Origin of the sequence: Devosia sp., from assembly GCF_017307565.1 — a bacterium.
Taxonomy (GTDB): Bacteria; Pseudomonadota; Alphaproteobacteria; order Rhizobiales; family Devosiaceae; genus Devosia.
On record NZ_JAFKHD010000405.1, the window covers coordinates 1 to 14,457 of the forward strand.

Annotated in this window: 16 protein-coding genes and 1 pseudogene; 13 read left to right on the forward strand and 4 right to left on the reverse strand. The window is 62.3% G+C overall.

Annotated features, from left to right (window positions below; all coding sequences use genetic code 11):
- Both J0I64_RS16390 and J0I64_RS16395 read left to right on the forward strand, forming a co-directional pair.
- The coding region (locus J0I64_RS16390) for a helicase HerA-like domain-containing protein (RefSeq protein WP_291410139.1) at positions 1–1,294 on the forward strand (1,294 nt) is incomplete at its 5' end.
- Between the two features lie 2 nt (positions 1,295–1,296).
- Positions 1,297–1,833 (forward strand): hypothetical protein, encoded by a 537-nt coding sequence (locus J0I64_RS16395; RefSeq protein ID WP_291410141.1) that lies wholly within the window; start codon positions 1,297–1,299, stop codon positions 1,831–1,833.
- A 55-nt stretch (positions 1,834–1,888) separates the two neighbouring features.
- Here the strand turns inward: J0I64_RS16395 and J0I64_RS16400 are convergent, their stop codons facing one another.
- The 3 genes from J0I64_RS16400 to J0I64_RS16410 form a co-directional block, all read right to left on the reverse strand.
- Positions 1,889–2,437 (reverse strand): response regulator, encoded by a 549-nt coding sequence (locus J0I64_RS16400; protein ID WP_291410142.1) that lies wholly within the window; start codon positions 2,435–2,437, stop codon positions 1,889–1,891.
- 176 nt (positions 2,438–2,613) lie between these two features.
- Positions 2,614–3,222 (reverse strand): superoxide dismutase, encoded by a 609-nt coding sequence (locus J0I64_RS16405; protein WP_291410144.1) that lies wholly within the window; start codon positions 3,220–3,222, stop codon positions 2,614–2,616.
- 98 nt (positions 3,223–3,320) lie between these two features.
- A complete protein-coding gene (locus tag J0I64_RS16410; RefSeq protein ID WP_291410145.1) occupies positions 3,321–5,402 on the reverse strand; it encodes a S9 family peptidase in 2,082 nt (693 codons plus the stop codon).
- Between the two features lie 209 nt (positions 5,403–5,611).
- On the opposite strand from J0I64_RS16410, the gene mbhE reads away from it, so the two are divergent.
- The 11 genes from mbhE (at position 5,612) to J0I64_RS16465 (ending at position 14,260) form a co-directional block, all read left to right on the forward strand.
- Positions 5,612–7,984, forward strand: coding sequence for a hydrogen gas-evolving membrane-bound hydrogenase subunit E (gene mbhE / locus J0I64_RS16415; protein WP_291410147.1), 2,373 nt, complete (start codon positions 5,612–5,614; stop codon positions 7,982–7,984).
- Entirely contained in the window at positions 7,981–8,406 is a 426-nt protein-coding gene (locus tag J0I64_RS16420) for an MnhB domain-containing protein (RefSeq protein ID WP_291410149.1), read from the forward strand. The genes mbhE and J0I64_RS16420 overlap by 4 nt, the downstream gene beginning before the upstream one ends.
- Positions 8,406–8,783, forward strand: coding sequence for a Na+/H+ antiporter subunit C (locus J0I64_RS16425; RefSeq protein WP_291410151.1), 378 nt, complete (start codon positions 8,406–8,408; stop codon positions 8,781–8,783). Before J0I64_RS16420 ends, J0I64_RS16425 begins: the two co-directional genes overlap by 1 nt.
- A gap of 2 nt (positions 8,784–8,785) precedes the next feature.
- Entirely contained in the window at positions 8,786–10,363 is a 1,578-nt protein-coding gene (locus tag J0I64_RS16430; RefSeq protein ID WP_291410153.1) for a proton-conducting transporter membrane subunit, read from the forward strand.
- Positions 10,360–10,839 carry a Na+/H+ antiporter subunit E gene (locus J0I64_RS16435; RefSeq protein ID WP_291410155.1) on the forward strand — a complete coding sequence of 160 codons (480 nt, stop codon included), beginning with the start codon at positions 10,360–10,362 and terminating at the stop codon, positions 10,837–10,839. Before J0I64_RS16430 ends, J0I64_RS16435 begins: the two co-directional genes overlap by 4 nt.
- Complete coding sequence (locus tag J0I64_RS16440; protein ID WP_291410158.1) at positions 10,836–11,144, forward strand: cation:proton antiporter; 309 nt, start codon at positions 10,836–10,838, stop codon at positions 11,142–11,144. Before J0I64_RS16435 ends, J0I64_RS16440 begins: the two co-directional genes overlap by 4 nt.
- Positions 11,144–11,497 (forward strand): monovalent cation/H(+) antiporter subunit G, encoded by a 354-nt coding sequence (mnhG, locus tag J0I64_RS16445; RefSeq protein WP_291410169.1) that lies wholly within the window; start codon positions 11,144–11,146, stop codon positions 11,495–11,497. The genes J0I64_RS16440 and mnhG overlap by 1 nt, the downstream gene beginning before the upstream one ends.
- Before the next feature lie 129 nt (positions 11,498–11,626).
- Entirely contained in the window at positions 11,627–12,049 is a 423-nt protein-coding gene (locus J0I64_RS16450) for a MucR family transcriptional regulator (RefSeq protein WP_291410160.1), read from the forward strand.
- A 251-nt stretch (positions 12,050–12,300) separates the two neighbouring features.
- On the forward strand, positions 12,301–12,660 hold the full coding sequence (locus tag J0I64_RS16455; protein WP_291410162.1) for a helix-turn-helix domain-containing protein: 360 nt from the start codon (positions 12,301–12,303) through the stop codon (positions 12,658–12,660).
- A complete protein-coding gene (locus tag J0I64_RS16460) occupies positions 12,653–13,150 on the forward strand; it encodes a DUF6456 domain-containing protein (RefSeq protein WP_291410164.1) in 498 nt (165 codons plus the stop codon). Before J0I64_RS16455 ends, J0I64_RS16460 begins: the two co-directional genes overlap by 8 nt.
- A 78-nt stretch (positions 13,151–13,228) precedes the next feature.
- Complete coding sequence (locus tag J0I64_RS16465; RefSeq protein ID WP_291410166.1) at positions 13,229–14,260, forward strand: acyltransferase; 1,032 nt, start codon at positions 13,229–13,231, stop codon at positions 14,258–14,260.
- On the opposite strand, the pseudogene J0I64_RS16470 reads toward J0I64_RS16465, so the two are convergent.
- Positions 14,261–14,457 (reverse strand): annotated as a pseudogene (locus J0I64_RS16470) (SufE family protein); the annotation flags it as partial.

The following is a 14,457-nucleotide window of genomic DNA, read 5'->3' on the forward strand; positions in this document are numbered from 1 at the left end:
CAAGGGCCAGCCGATCCAGGAATGGCAGACCAAGCGCGCCGAAGACATCGGCTTTACCGATTACACCAATGATTCCTTCCCGGTGATCTTCTGGGATCTGTTCGGCAAGCAGGGCCACCCGGTCCGCGCCACGATCTCGGAAATGGGCCCGGTGCTGCTGAGCCGCATCCTCGACCTCAATGACACCCAGGAAGGCGTGCTCAACATCGCCTTCCGCGTTGCCGACGAGGAAGGCCTGCTGCTGCTCGACCTCAAGGACCTGCGCTCCATGCTGGTCAATATCCAGGAGCGCTCCAAGGAGATTTCGGGGCGCTATGGCAATGTGACGACCGCCTCCATCGGCAGCATCCAGCGTGCGCTGCTGGTGCTTGAGCAGCAGGGCGCCGACAATTTCTTCGGCGAGCGGGCGCTTGAGATCGCCGACCTGATGCGCATCGACAGCGATGGGCGCGGCTTCATCTCGATCCTTGCCGCCGACCAGTTGATGAAATCGCCGCGGCTCTATTCGACGTTCCTGCTTTGGCTCCTGTCGGAACTCTTCGAACAACTGCCCGAAGTCGGCGACCCGGATAAGCCGAAGATGGTGTTCTTCTTCGACGAAGCGCATCTCTTGTTTGACGATGCGCCCAAGGCGCTGATCGACAAGGTGGAGCAGGTCGTAAAGCTGATCCGCTCCAAGGGGGTCGGCGTCTATTTCGTGACGCAGAACCCGATCGACATTCCGGAATCGGTGCTGGCCCAGCTCTCCAATCGTGTGCAGCACGCGCTGCGCGCCTATACGCCGCGCGAGCAGAAGGCTGTGAAAGTGGCGGCGGAAACCTTCCGCCCCAACCCCGCCTTCTCGACCGAAGCAGTCATTACCCAGCTCGGCATTGGTGAGGCGTTAGTCTCGGTGCTCGAAGACAAGGGCATTCCCTCCATGGTCGGGCGTACGCTGATCAGGCCGCCCTCGGCCCAGGTGGGGCCGCTCAATGCCGCAGAGCGCGACGCCGTTATCGCGCAATCGCCGGTGGGTGGGCTCTATGACACCGTCATCGACCGTGAATCGGCTTTTGAAATTCTCGAACGCCGGGCGCGAGACCGGCAGCTGGCAGATCAGCGCGCCAAGGGCGAAGAGGCTGACCGCGTGGCGGCCGAACGGCAGGCCCGCGATGAGCGCGCCAGCCAGCCCCGCCGGACCTCGAGTCGGCAGACGCCGGCAGAGGCAGCGATGAACTCGTTTGCCCGCACCGTGGCGAACCGGCTGGGCAATGCCATCGTGCGTGGCATTCTCGGCAGCCTGAAGGGCAGATAAGCATGGCTGTGATCGGTATTTTCGCCTCGGATAAGGGGCCGGGAGATCCCGAACGGGCGAGCCTGATGACCCAGACCGGCAACCACTTTGCCCGGCGCGGCGCGGAACTGCTCTGCCTTTGGGAGCAGGGCGTCGGCCCGCTGCCACTGATGACGGCGGCGCGGACGGCGGGCGGCGCGGTCTCGGTGCTGGCGGACGAGGAAGTGGCGCTGCCCCCGACCCTATCCGGCGTGCCAGTGCGTGTGGTCGCCGATCGCGCGGCGCGCCAGGCTCTGCTCGCCGATGAGGCCGATGTGCTGGTGGTCCTGCCGGGCTCGCTGGCTTCGGCCTCGGCACTGTTCGGCAGCTGGGCGTCGACGCGTGGGCGGAGTAAGCCCGTCGTCATGCTCAACCGGCACCGCGCCTTTGAAGTGGTGAAGGGCTTTGCCGGTGACGTGCTGTCGCACTCGGTGGCCGGCTATGACCGCAATGTACAGTTCGCCGATTCCGTCGAGGATCTGTGGAACAAGGTCAGCTGGGTGCTCGAGCAGAAGCGATAGGCTAGCCGGGCGCTTCGTACGGGTTTCCGCAGTGTGCAGAGGGGCAGGTTAAGCCTTAGGGCTCGAGTCCCGGATGCATCGGGCGGCGGCGATCCGGAAAGAGCGGCACGACATTGTCGGTCGAGCGGCGCGTCAGATGCTGCTGAGGTTTGGGCAGCGGCACGCGGTCGCGACGCTCCGGGCCACGATAGCCGGAACCCAAAAGACCAACGACGCTGCGATTGATCAGCCTCGCCTGGACCCGCTGCAGTAGATGACGCGGCGACATAGGCTTGACCAGCACTTCATCGATACCGGCGCTGATGGCTTGGTGGCGCATCGGCGGGGTGATGCTGCGCGTCAGGGCGATGACCGGCAGCTCGCGGCTGACAAAGCGTGGATCGAGACGAATGGCTTCGACCATTTCGTAGGCCGGGCGGCCTTCGCGGTCGAAATCAACCACGAGCATGTCGAGAGGTGCGATTCGCATATAGGCGAAGAGTTCGGCTTCGCTCTCGAAGGGACGCACGCGCAGACGCGTATCGCCGGCCAAGACCATGGTCAGCACAGAAGTTAGCGCAGTATTGGCGGCCAGTATGGCGACCGTTTTCGGCCGTGACGTCAACGCATCCCCCCCGGTGGTAAATGGATCGTTAACACGGACAATCGAGTGTTTGAAGATGGGGATTCCACCAAGATTCAGAATATCTTGGAAAAAAACATGTCCCGCCGACGCGGCGCGCCGACGGGACATGAATTTTGACGCCGATCCGAAAGAGATCGGGAAGCGTCGCGGGTGAATTACGCGGTGGCTTCGTCGAAGAGCAGCTCGACGTGTTCCCAGTTCACCAGGTTGTCGAACCAGGCTTCGAGGTACTTCGGACGGGCATTGCGGTAGTCGATGTAATAGGAGTGTTCCCACACGTCGACGCCGAGGATCGGCTTGCCGCCATAGACCAGCGGAGATTCGCCATTGGCGGTCTTCGAGATTTCGAGCTTGCCGTTCTTGACCGAGATCCAGGCCCAGCCCGAACCGAACTGGGTGGTGCCGGCAGCGATGAAGTCGGCGCGCAGCTTGTCAAAGCCGCCGAGGTCGGAATCAACGGCGGCCTGGAGCTTGGCGGGCAGCTTGTTGCCGCCGCCATTGGGCTTCATCCAGTTCCAGAAGTGGACGTGGTTGTAGTGCTGGCCGGCATTGTTGAAGAGGCCAGCATTCTTGCCGAAGCTTTCCTTGACGATGTCTTCGAGCGGCAAGATTTCGAGACCCGAGCCTTCAAGCAGCTTTTCGCCATTGGTGACGTAAGCCTGGTGGTGCTTGTCGTGGTGGAACTCGAGCGTTTCGGCCGACATGTAGGGGCCCAGGGCGTCGTAGGCATAGGGCAGGGGCGGCAGGGTGAACTTGGTGGTCATGGTAGCCTCCGTTTCTGGAAAGATGACGCTGAAGCGAAATCGGAATTAGGCAAGACGTATAAGCACTTTGGCTTGGCGCAACAATGACGAGCCGAGAACTAACCGTCCAATCCGACCGACTTTATGGCAAAGGCATAGCACTGGGCCGTCTCCTTGAGACGATCGAAGCGACCCGAGGCGCCGGCGTGACCGGCCCCCATATTGGTCTTGAGGTATAATGGCGCATCCCCCGTTGTGGTTGCCCGGAGTTTTGCCACCCATTTTGCCGGTTCCCAGTAGGTCACGCGCGGATCGGTGAGGCCGGCAAGCGCGAAGATCGGCGGGTAGTTCTGGGCCGAAACGGCTTCATAGGGCGCATAGGCCGCGATGCGATTGTAGTCCTCGGCCGAGGTGATGGGATTGCCCCATTCGGGCCACTCGGGCGGGGTGAGCGGCAGCGTGTCGTCGAGCATGGTATTGAGCACATCGACGAACGGCACCTGGGCGATGACGCCGGCCCAGAGATCGGGACGGAGATTGGCGATGGCGCCCATCAGCATGCCGCCGGCCGAACCGCCCTGCGCGACGATTTTGCCCTTCTGCGTGTAGCCGCCTGCAATCAGTGCCTCACCGGCGGCGATGAAGTCGGCAAAGGTATTGGTCTTGAACTCGCGTCGGCCGTTTTTGTACCAGGCATAGCCCTTGTCCATGCCGCCGCGAATATGGGCGATGGCGTAAACAAAGCCGCGATCGACCAGCGACAGCACCGAGACCGAGAAGCTGGCGGGCATGGACATGCCATAGGCGCCATAGCCGTAGAGCAGGGCCGGGTTGGAGCCGTCGAGCTTGGTGCCCTTCTTATAGAGAAGGGTGACCGGCACTTCGGCCCCATCGACCGCCTTGGCAAAGATACGGCGGGTTTCGTACTGCGCGGGGTCGTGGCCGGAGGGCACTTCCTGGGTTTTCAGCAGGGTGCGTTCGCCCGTTGCCAAGTCCACGTCAAACATCTGGTTCGGCGTCGTGGGCGAGGAATAGGACAGGCGGAAGACGGTGGTATCGAACTCGTAGCCGACCGACATGCCGAGGGCATAGGCTTCTTCGGCAAAGCGGACCGTGTCTTCCTTGCCGGTCGTCAGGTCACGCACGACGATGCGCGGCAGGCCATCCTGGCGTTCGAGACGCAGCAGATGGTTCTTGATGACGATGGTGTCGAGGATCAGGACGCCCGGCTGGTGCGCGATGAGGTCGGTCCAGTTCTCGGCGCCCGGATTGTCGAGCGGCGCGGTGACGATCTTGTAGTCCTCGGCGCCGTCGGCATTGGTGCGGATGTAGAGAAGGCCATCGCGCTCTTCGACGTCATATTCGCGGTCGGTGAGGCGCGGCGAAACGACATGCGGCTTGCCGCCCTTGATCGCGTCGATCAGGTAGACTTCCGAAGTCTGGTGATCATGCGCGTCGATGATGATGAACTTGTCGTTCTGCGTCTTGCCCACTCCGACGAAGAAGCCGGGATCGCTCTCTTCATAGATGATCGGGTCGATCGCCTGGTCGGTGCCGATATCGTGGCGGCGCACGCGATAGGGGCGGTGGTTGTCGTCATATTCGGTGTAGTAGATGGCGCTGGAATCGTTGGACCAGACATAGCCACCGGCCGTGTCCTTGATGACTTCGGCGCTATCGATACCGGTTTCGAGATCGCGCACCACGATGTCGTAATATTCCGAGCCGGCCCGGTCAGCGGCCCAGGCGAGATAGCGGTGGCTCATGTCGTGGTCGGCGCCGGCAAAGCCGAAATAGCCATCGCCTGCTTCCACGTTGCAATCGAGCAGCACGGTTTCCTCGCCGCCATTGCGCGGAGTGCGGACGACCAGCGGGTACTGCTTGCCCTCGAGCATGCGCGAATTGTAGGCCCAGGGACCGTCGGGCGAGGGAACACCGGAATCGTCTTCCTTGATGCGTCCGCGGATCTCTTTGTAGATCTTGTCCTGCAGCTCCGCCGTCGGCTTGCCGAACTGGTCTTCGTAATAGCTGTTTTCGGCGTCGAGATAGGCACGGATCTCTGGATCGAGCGTCTCCGGGCTCTGCATCACTTCCTGCCAGTTCTCAGCCCGCAACCAGGCCCAGGAGTCTTCACGGGTAATGCCGTGATGGGTGTGGCTATGGGGCACGCGCTTGGCTTTGGGAGGCGTTGCTTGGCTCATTGTCTTTCCGCGGGGTTTTCGGGCGGCCCGATTTCGGCCGCCGGGAAGGTCACAAGGACATAGGCTGCCCGCTCCCGGATTGCCAGACCCCCAAAAGCCTTTGCAAAAGCTGCCACTATCGGTCGGGGCGGTCCGATTTGGCTTGTCCTCGTGGTCCTCATGGGTAAGGTTCGCTCACCGAAAGATGAAGAATGTGGAGGAGGGGCCGAGTGGGGCTGTCCGTGGATGCCAGCATCGCACTTGCCGCTCTGGCGCCTTTCCTCGCGGCGTTGCTGACGCCTTTCGTACACAGTCTCGCCGGCCGCTATTCTGGCTGGATCCTTGCCCTCGTTCCCGCCGGTATTTTTGCTTTGCTGCTCGGCGCGGTAGGGCCGGTCCTGGCTGGGGGATCGATCTCGGCTGCGATCGGCTGGGTGCCGTCCTATGGGCTGACGCTCGCCTTTTTCGTCGATGGCCTGAGCCTGATCTTTGCGCTGACCATTGCCTGCATCGGCACACTGATCGTCCTCTATTCCGGGGCCTACCTGAAGGGGCATCCGCACAAAGGGCGTTTCCTGGCCTTCATTCTTGCCTTCATGGGCTCGATGCTGGGGCTGGTGCTGGCCGACAACATGCTGGCGCTCTTCATGTTCTGGGAGGCGACCTCGATCACGTCCTTCCTGCTGATCGGCTTTGACCACAATCGCCAGGCCGCCCGGCGCGGTGCGATCCAGGCGCTGGTGATCACCAATATCGGTGGCATGTGCCTGCTTGTCGGGGTGATCCTGGCTCAGCACGTCTCGGGAACCTGGCTATTGAGCGAAATGCGCGGGCTCGAGGGTGTGCTGGTGGAATCCGGCGTCTACGGCTTGCTGCTGGCGCTCTTTGTCGGTGCCGCTTTCACCAAGTCAGCGCAGTTTCCGCTGCACTTCTGGCTACCCAATGCCATGGAGGCGCCGACGCCGGTTTCGGCATTTCTTCATTCGGCGACCATGGTGCAGGCTGGCGTCTATCTTCTTGCGCGCATGACACCGCTCTTGGGCGGCACTGAGGCCTGGACGGGAATTCTCGTCGTCTTCGGTGGGGTGACGCTGATCTGGGGGGCGCTTGGTGCGCTGCGGGAAACCGACCTCAAGCAGATCCTGGCGCAGACGACGATTGCTTCGCTTGGCCTGCTCGTGTTGCTGATTGGGCTTGGCAGCAAGGCCGCCATTGCCGCCGTCATCGCCTATTTCGTCGCTCATGCCTGCTACAAGGCCGCGCTGTTCATGGTGGCCGGCGCTGTCGATCATGAGGCCGGTACGCGCGAAATCACCGCGCTTGGTGGGCTCGCCGACAAGATGCCGGCGACATTCATTGCCGCCGCTTTCGCGGCGCTCTCCATGGTCGGGCTGCCGCTGACCGTCGGCTATTTCGCCAAGGAGGAAATGTACCTGGCGGTTGTCAGTGGCGACTGGAAGATGCTGCTGGTTCTGGCCGTCATGGTGATCGGCAATGCGCTGCTCGCGGGCGTGGCGCTCGTCGTCGCCATCAAGCCGTTCCTTGGCGATGCCGTGCCGACGCCGAAGACCGCGCATGAGGCGCCGATTGCCATGCTGATTGGTCCAGTGCTGCTCGGTGGGCTCGGCATCGTTGCCGGCATCCTGCCCGATTGGCTCAACCACGATGTGCTGGCGCCGGGCGCGACGGCGATCCTGGGTGAGGCCGTCGAAACCCACGTGACGCTGGCTGTCGATCTTGCCAGCCCACTGATCTGGCTGTCGGCGCTGACCTGGCTGCTGGGCATCGCGGTTTTCCGGCAGGCCCATGCCATTCGCGCTGTATTGCGCCGCCTGAGCGCGGGGCTCGGCTGGACGGCGGATCAGGTTTTCGACGCCGCCATGTTCGGGCTCATCCGCTTCTCGGCGGCGGTGACGCGCCTGCTGCATCACGGCAAGCTCGAATTCTATCTCGTGCTGGTCTTTGCAACGCTCGCAGTGGCGTTGTTTGGGCCGATGCTGGCGCTCGGTGGCTTTGATTGGATGGTGCCGACGGCCGAGCTGGGGGATTGGTCCAAGCGTCTCGTCCTGCCTGATCTGCGGCCCTATGAATGGGGCGTCATTGCGCTGGCAGTCTTCGGGCTTATGGCCGTGCTGATCGCTAGGAGTCGCCTGATCGCCATTCTATCCCTGGGCATTCAGGGGACGGCGCTGGCGCTGATCTTCCTGCTCTTCGGTGCGCCTGATCTCGCCTTCACCCAGCTCATGGTGGAAGTGCTGTCGGTGGTGATCCTCACCATCGTCATGACCAATCTGCGGCTCGACGCGCGGGACCATCGCCCGTTTGAGGACTGGGCTCGCGACGGGACGCTGGCCGTGGTCTGCGGGGCAGGGGTGAGCCTGCTACTCATGCAGATTTTGAGCGGCACGCTCGACACGCGGCTTTCGGATTTCTTCACCGCCACCAGCGTGCCGATTGCCCATGGCGCCAATATCGTCAACGTCATCCTCGTCGACTATCGCGGCTTTGATACGCTGGGCGAAATTTCCGTGGTGATGGGCGCGGGCATCGCCATTCTGGCGCTGTTGCGGCGACGCCGGAAGGCGGAGGGAGCGGCGCCATGAACACCGTTATTTTCCGCACCGCTGCGCCGCTGATCGTAGCGACCATGCTGGTCTTTTCCGTCTATGTCTGCCTGCGTGGACACAACGAGCCGGGCGGTGGCTTTATCGGCGGGCTGATCGCGGCGGCCTCCATCGCCGTCTTCGGCATGGCCTCCGGCGTGCCGGCCGTGCGACGCGCGCTCAAAGTCGATCCGCTGGCTATTGCCGGCTTCGGCGTTCTGCTTGCCGGGTTCGCAGGGCTCGCGAGCCTTTTCATCCATGCGCCCTTCATGACCTCGATCTGGATGTATCTGCATCTGGGCGAGACGGTTGTGCCGCTGTCGACGCCGATGTTCTTCGATATCGGGGTCTATTGCGTCGTCTTCGGCACTCTTTCGGCGGTGGCGCTGGCGCTCGAAAGCGACGAGGAGGAGGACCTCTGATGGATTATGTCCTGGCCGCACTCGTTGGCGTCTTCGTTTCGCTTGGCGTCTATCTGCTGCTCTCGCGCTCGGTGATCCGCATGCTGATCGGCATGACGGTGCTGGGCAATGGCGTCAACCTGCTGATTTTTACCTCCGGCCGGGTGATGCGCGAAGTGGCGCCTATCGTGCCCGCAGGGCTCGAGGTGCCGGCCGGGCCGATCGCCAATCCGCTACCGCAGGCGCTTATCCTGACGGCCATCGTTATCGGCTTTTCCATGTTCAGCTTTCTGCTGGTGCTCGCCTTTCGCGCCTACAAGAGCCTTGATGCCGACAATACCGACACCATGCGCCTGGCTGAGCCTGAAAATGCGCCCCAGCCGCCATTGAGCTACTGACCATGACCGAATTGCCCCAGGCCATGATTGAGACCGCGACCTCGGCAGCCGACTGGGTGCTGGTGCTGCCCATCGTGCTCGCCCTGATGGGGGCTGCGGCCCTATTGGTGGTGCGACGCAGCAATGGCGTGCCGATGCTGGGCGCGGTGCTGGTGATCGTCGGGATCATCGCCTGCGAGATCAGCCTGCTGCTGCGCGTCGTCAGCGAAGGGCCGCTCAGCATGACCATGGGCAAGTGGCTGCCGCCTTTCGGCATCAGTCTGACGGCCGATCTTCTTGGCGCCGCCTTCGCGCTGGCTGCGGCTGTGGTGACGCTGATCGTCGTACTCTATGCCGAGATCGACCGCGACGGAAACGACAGCGGCGACGGGTTCCACTCCATGGTGCTGCTGCTGCTGGCGGGGGTGACCGGCTCGTTCCTCACTGGCGACCTTTTCAATCTCTACGTCTGGTTCGAGGTGATGCTCATCGCCTCGTTCGGCCTGATCGTTTCGGGTGGCACGCCGCTGCAGCTCGATGGCGCGGTGAAATACGGCTTTCTCAATTTCCTCGCGACGACGCTGTTTCTGCTCGCTCTCGGCCTCACCTATGGCCTGCTCGGAACGCTGAACATGGCCGACATCATCCGCGTTGCGCCCGAGGCTAACCGGGCGGCAATTACGGGGATCGCGGCACTCTTGCTGCTTGCCTTCGGCATGAAGGCGGCGGCTTTCCCGCTCAATGCATGGCTGCCGGCGTCCTATCACACCCCGTCAGCAGCCGTTTCGGCGCTGTTCGCGGGGTTGCTGACCAAGGTGGGCGCCTATGCCCTCCTGCGTTCGCAGGTGGCGCTGCTGCCCGACAGCCGCGACCTGCTCGAGCCGGTGCTGGCCGTGCTGGCGATCGCGACGCTGGTGATCGCCCCGCTGGGCGCTATCGCCGAAACGCAATTGCGCCGGGCAATCGGCTTTTTCGTCATCGGTGGCATCGGCGCGATCCTTGCCGGGCTCTCCATGCCCAATGTGATCGGTATTGCCGGAGCCGGCATCTACATTTTCCACGCGATCCTCGCGATGACGGCGCTCTACATGGTGGTGGGCCTCGTTGAAGTGCGCACCGGCGCGCGGGACACGCGGCAGATGGGCGGCCTCTACGCGGCCAGCGCGCCGCTTTCGATCCTCTTCTTCGTGCTTATTCTCGCCGTAGCCGGCGTGCCGCCCTTCCTCGGCTTCTGGCCGAAACTGCTGCTGCTCGAAGCCGGGGTGATGGATGCCGAACTGGGCTGGGTCGGCACGGCCATGGTCGTTGCACTAGTGCTCAATGCCATCCTGACCCTGATCGCCGGTACGCGGCTCTGGGCCCACATCTTCTGGCGCAATGGGCCCGAGGGCTCGCCGGGCAGCAGCGAGCCCATGGCGCTGGTGCCACCCACGCCCAAGGTGCGGATGGCCTTCACCGTCGTCGGCGCGCTGGTGCTTGGCGTGGTGCTGCTGGGCCTCTGGCCCAATCCGATGATCGAGGTGGGGCAGCGCGCCGCCGCCGATATCATTGATCCCGGCCGCTATATCGAGGCGGTCGGGCTGGCCGGAGGTGCGTCATGAACAGCGCGTTCCTCGTCATCATCCTGGCGTTGGGCTGGGCCGGCATCACCGGCAATTTCTCCGGCCTCAACCTGCTGTTTGGCGGGCTGGTGGGCGGCGTTGCCATCCTTATCCTGCGCTATTCGATCCACCAGCAGGGGGCGCTGCGCAAGACAGCCAAGATCCTGTCGCTGGCGGCCCTCTTTTTTTATGAGCTGATGGCAAGCGCCATCAAGGTGGCGGTCGTGGTGATGCATCCCAACCTCAAGTCGGCGCTGAAGCCGGCGATCGTTGCGGTGCCGCTGACGGTCAAGTCCGACGCTGAAATCACGCTGCTGGCCAATATGATCACGCTGACCCCCGGGACTTTGACCGTCGATATCGCCGAGGATCGCTCGGTGCTCTATGTCCACGCGCTCGCCATGGACAACGACACGGCGCTGATTGCCGATATTGACAATGGCTTCGAGGCCAGGATCAGGGAGGTGTTTAAATGAGCGTCGTTGCCTTCGTCGACCTCTGCAGTCTTGTTGCTCTCATCATCCTGGGCCTGGCGCTGTTACTGTCTATCGTCCGGATCATTATTGGACCGACCCTTTCCGACCGCGTTCTGGCGCTCGACATGATGACGGTCGTGGCGATGGGGTTCATTGGCGCAGTGGCCATCCGCACCGGGTTGATGCTCTATCTAGACATTGCCATTGCCCTGGCGCTGCTGGGCTTCCTCGCAACTGTTGCTCTGGCGCGCTATATTTTGCGGCGCGGCCTCAAGGTCGATGCCTCCGCAATGGAGGCGCAATGATGATTGCCGATATCGTTCTTTGCCTTGGGGGTGTGCTGCTGATTCTGGGGGCGATATTCACGCTTCTCGCCGCCATCGGTGTCATCCGCTTGCCTGATCTTTACACGCGGATGCATGCCGCCTCCAAGGCAGGTGCAGTTGGCGGTGGATTGGTCCTCGTCGCCGTGGCGCTCATCAGCATGGATGTTGCAGTCTCGGTGCGGGCTCTGATCGGGGTGCTTTTCCTGCTTTTGACTACTCCGGTGGCTGCGCATCTCCTTGCCCGCGCTAGTTATCTTGCCGGTTATCGTGCCGACCAAAGTACGGTGCGCGACGATCTCAAGACACGATTGGAACAAAATTCTGGCTCATGAATAACGCGCGATGCTTCGAGTTTATTGAACTGGCAGCAGTTGCGTGAATGAGTAAACAGAATTAGGAATGCTGCGCGGCTGTGACTGCCCCTGTTGCTGCCCAATAAAAAAATACTGGAAGGTCAAATCATGAACGACAACACCGCTCCGGCTGAAGCGGGAGAGTTCGATCTCGTTGAGCTTAGTGCGGACATCGTGTCTGCTTATGTAAGCCACAACGCCGTGAGCCCCTCGGACCTCACTCGGCTGATCGCCGATGTCCATGGCGCCCTGCGCGCCCTGCGGAGCAATGAAGCCCCCGCAGTGGTCGAGGATCTGAAGCCGGCCGTCCCGGTTCGCAAGTCCGTGGCAGCCGATTACATCATCTGCCTGGAAGACGGGAAGAAGTTCAAGTCGCTCAAGCGCCACCTGCGCACGCACTACAACCTCTCGCCCGAGGAATATCGTGAGAAGTGGGGTCTGCCTGCAGACTATCCCATGGTCGCTCCGAACTATTCCGCGACCCGCTCCAAGCTTGCCAAGGACAATGGGCTCGGCCGCAAGGCTGGCTGAACGTCCTGAGGGAGCACCGTTCCGTACCGCGGTTCGATTGCTCTAACTTCCTATTTCGCCAACGGGAACCATCGAAGCGCTTCTGGCTTCAGGGTTTCGGCGGGCGATAGACTAGTCTCCTCGCTTTGTGGCCGCCTCCGGGCGGCCACAGTGTTTTCGGCACACTGATTTGCCTGCCGAATTCCCAACTTATCCCCGGGGTGGAAAACCTCTGTCAGGGTATAGGAATATTGTCCTATACTCAATGGAGGATGTCTGTGCGAATCGACCCACCAGCTGAAACCGTGTCCCTGGCGCGCCGGCGGCCCCTCCATGCGGATGGTGGCCTCGCTGATGTACTCGCGCTAGTTTCGCGCGAGAAAAATATCCCTATCCGATTGTTGGTACACATATCTCGTTGTCGGGCCGACACAGCCCGTGCCCGGCAGTTGGCCATGTATCTCGCCCATGTCGCCAAGGGGATCAGCCTGACCTCCATCGGTTCGGCCTTTGGACGAGATAGGACAACAGTCTCGTATGCGTGTAATCTGATCGAGGATTTGCGCGACGATCCGGCCTTTGACGCCGAACTTGACCGGCTTGAAAGCATGCTGGGAGGCGAAAATGGCTGAGTGTGTGCCCGACGCCGTCGTTCGGCTGGCGGCCTCCCGCCGCGATGCCCCACCATTCCTGCTTCCCCATCATGTCGAGGCGGCGCGCCGCCTGGCGCTTACTTTCGAAAAGGCACTTCTGCGCCAGAGGGTGACCATGTCCTATGATCCAACGCGTGTTGGTGGGCGAGCCAGCGGTAGTCCCGTTCAGGGGCAGTTATCGGTCAGCGCGGCCGATGCTCGGCGGCAGCTCAATGATCTGGCGGCTGCCATGCCGTCGGAGTGTTGGGACGTGCTCGTCGACATCTGTGGGTTGGACAGGGGCCTGCAGGACGTGGAAACCGAACGCGACTGGCCGCGTCGCGGCGGCAAGCTGGTGCTGCGCATCGCACTTTCGGCGCTGGCGGCGCGCTATGGTCTTGATGCCGAAGCGCAGGGGCGCGAGGTGGCGCGGCAGCGCCAGTGGCTGTCGGAGCGGGTGCCGATGTTTCCGGCCTCTGCACGATCTTAACGATGTAATCTTCTGTAATGTTCGCTCCGGCGGCAGGCGTGCTATTTTCTCGCCTGCTTCCCCCGGGATTCCCGAGAAATGCCTGGCAAGATCGTCGCCGTTCAATATCTGCGCGCCATCGCCGCTCTGCTGGTTCTGGCATCCCATGCCTTGCTTTATCCCCTGGCGACGGAAAACCTCGCCTATGGGCGGCTTGGCTGGCTGGGCGTCATCCTGTTCTTCGTCATCTCTGGCTTCATCATGGTCAGCGTGACCAATGCCGGGCGGTTCGACGGGCGCCAGTTCATGCGCCGGCGCATTCAGCGCGTCGTGCCGCTCTATTGGGCCTTTACGCTGGTTGCGGCCGCTCTGGCATTGCTGGCACCGCACCTGTTCAAGACCACGACTTTTGATGGCTCCGAGCTTGCGCTCTCGCTCGCCTTCATCCCGTTCTATAATGCCGCCAGCAATGGCCTGCACCCGCTTTACAAGCTGGGCTGGACGCTCAACTACGAGATGTTCTTCTATGCCTGCTTTGCACTGCTCGCCATGTTCACCGCCCGGCGCCGCGTCGTGGGGCTGACCATTGCCTATATGGCGCTCGCGCTTGTCGGCTTTCTGATCGCGCCGCAATCGGCGATCCCGCAATTCTATACAAGCTTCCTGCCGCTGGCCTTTGTCGCCGGGTGCTGGATTGGGCTAGCCCAGGTTGAAGGCAAGATCGCGACGCTGCCGGGGCCGGCCATGCTGGGACTGGCGCTAGTCGCCGTCCTTGGATTGATCGAGGGCTTCGCCTGGAACCGCGGGCTGGTTGAGGACGCCACGGCCTTCGTGGGTTTCCTCGCTTTTTCGGCCGGGGTGGTGCTTCTGGCTTTGCGCTACCAGCAGAGCCTCCCGCAATTGACCTGGCTCGAACGCCTGGGCAATGCGTCCTACTCGATCTATCTCGCCCATATCTTCGCCGTGGCGCTGATCGCGGGCCTTGGGCTCAGGCTGATCGGGTCCAGCCTGCCCGGAATCGTCCCGATCGTTACTGTCGTGGCGATCGCCACCGGCATCTGGATCGGCCTGATGCTCTATCGCTATGTGGAGCAGCCAATGCTCAGCCGCATGCAGAGACAGCCAGGCTGATCAGTTCGCTCTGGCGCGTGCTTCGTTGCGGATGCGATTGACCATGGCGACAAGCCCATTGGAACGCTGGGCTGTCAGGTGTTCGCGCAGCCCCAGCCTGAGCGGCCCGGGCAGGATGAACGCGTTCAGGTACGACGTGTACTGGAAGTACCACAAGTCCGCGGTGTTGGTGGTGCCCACGAACAGCACCACGAGCG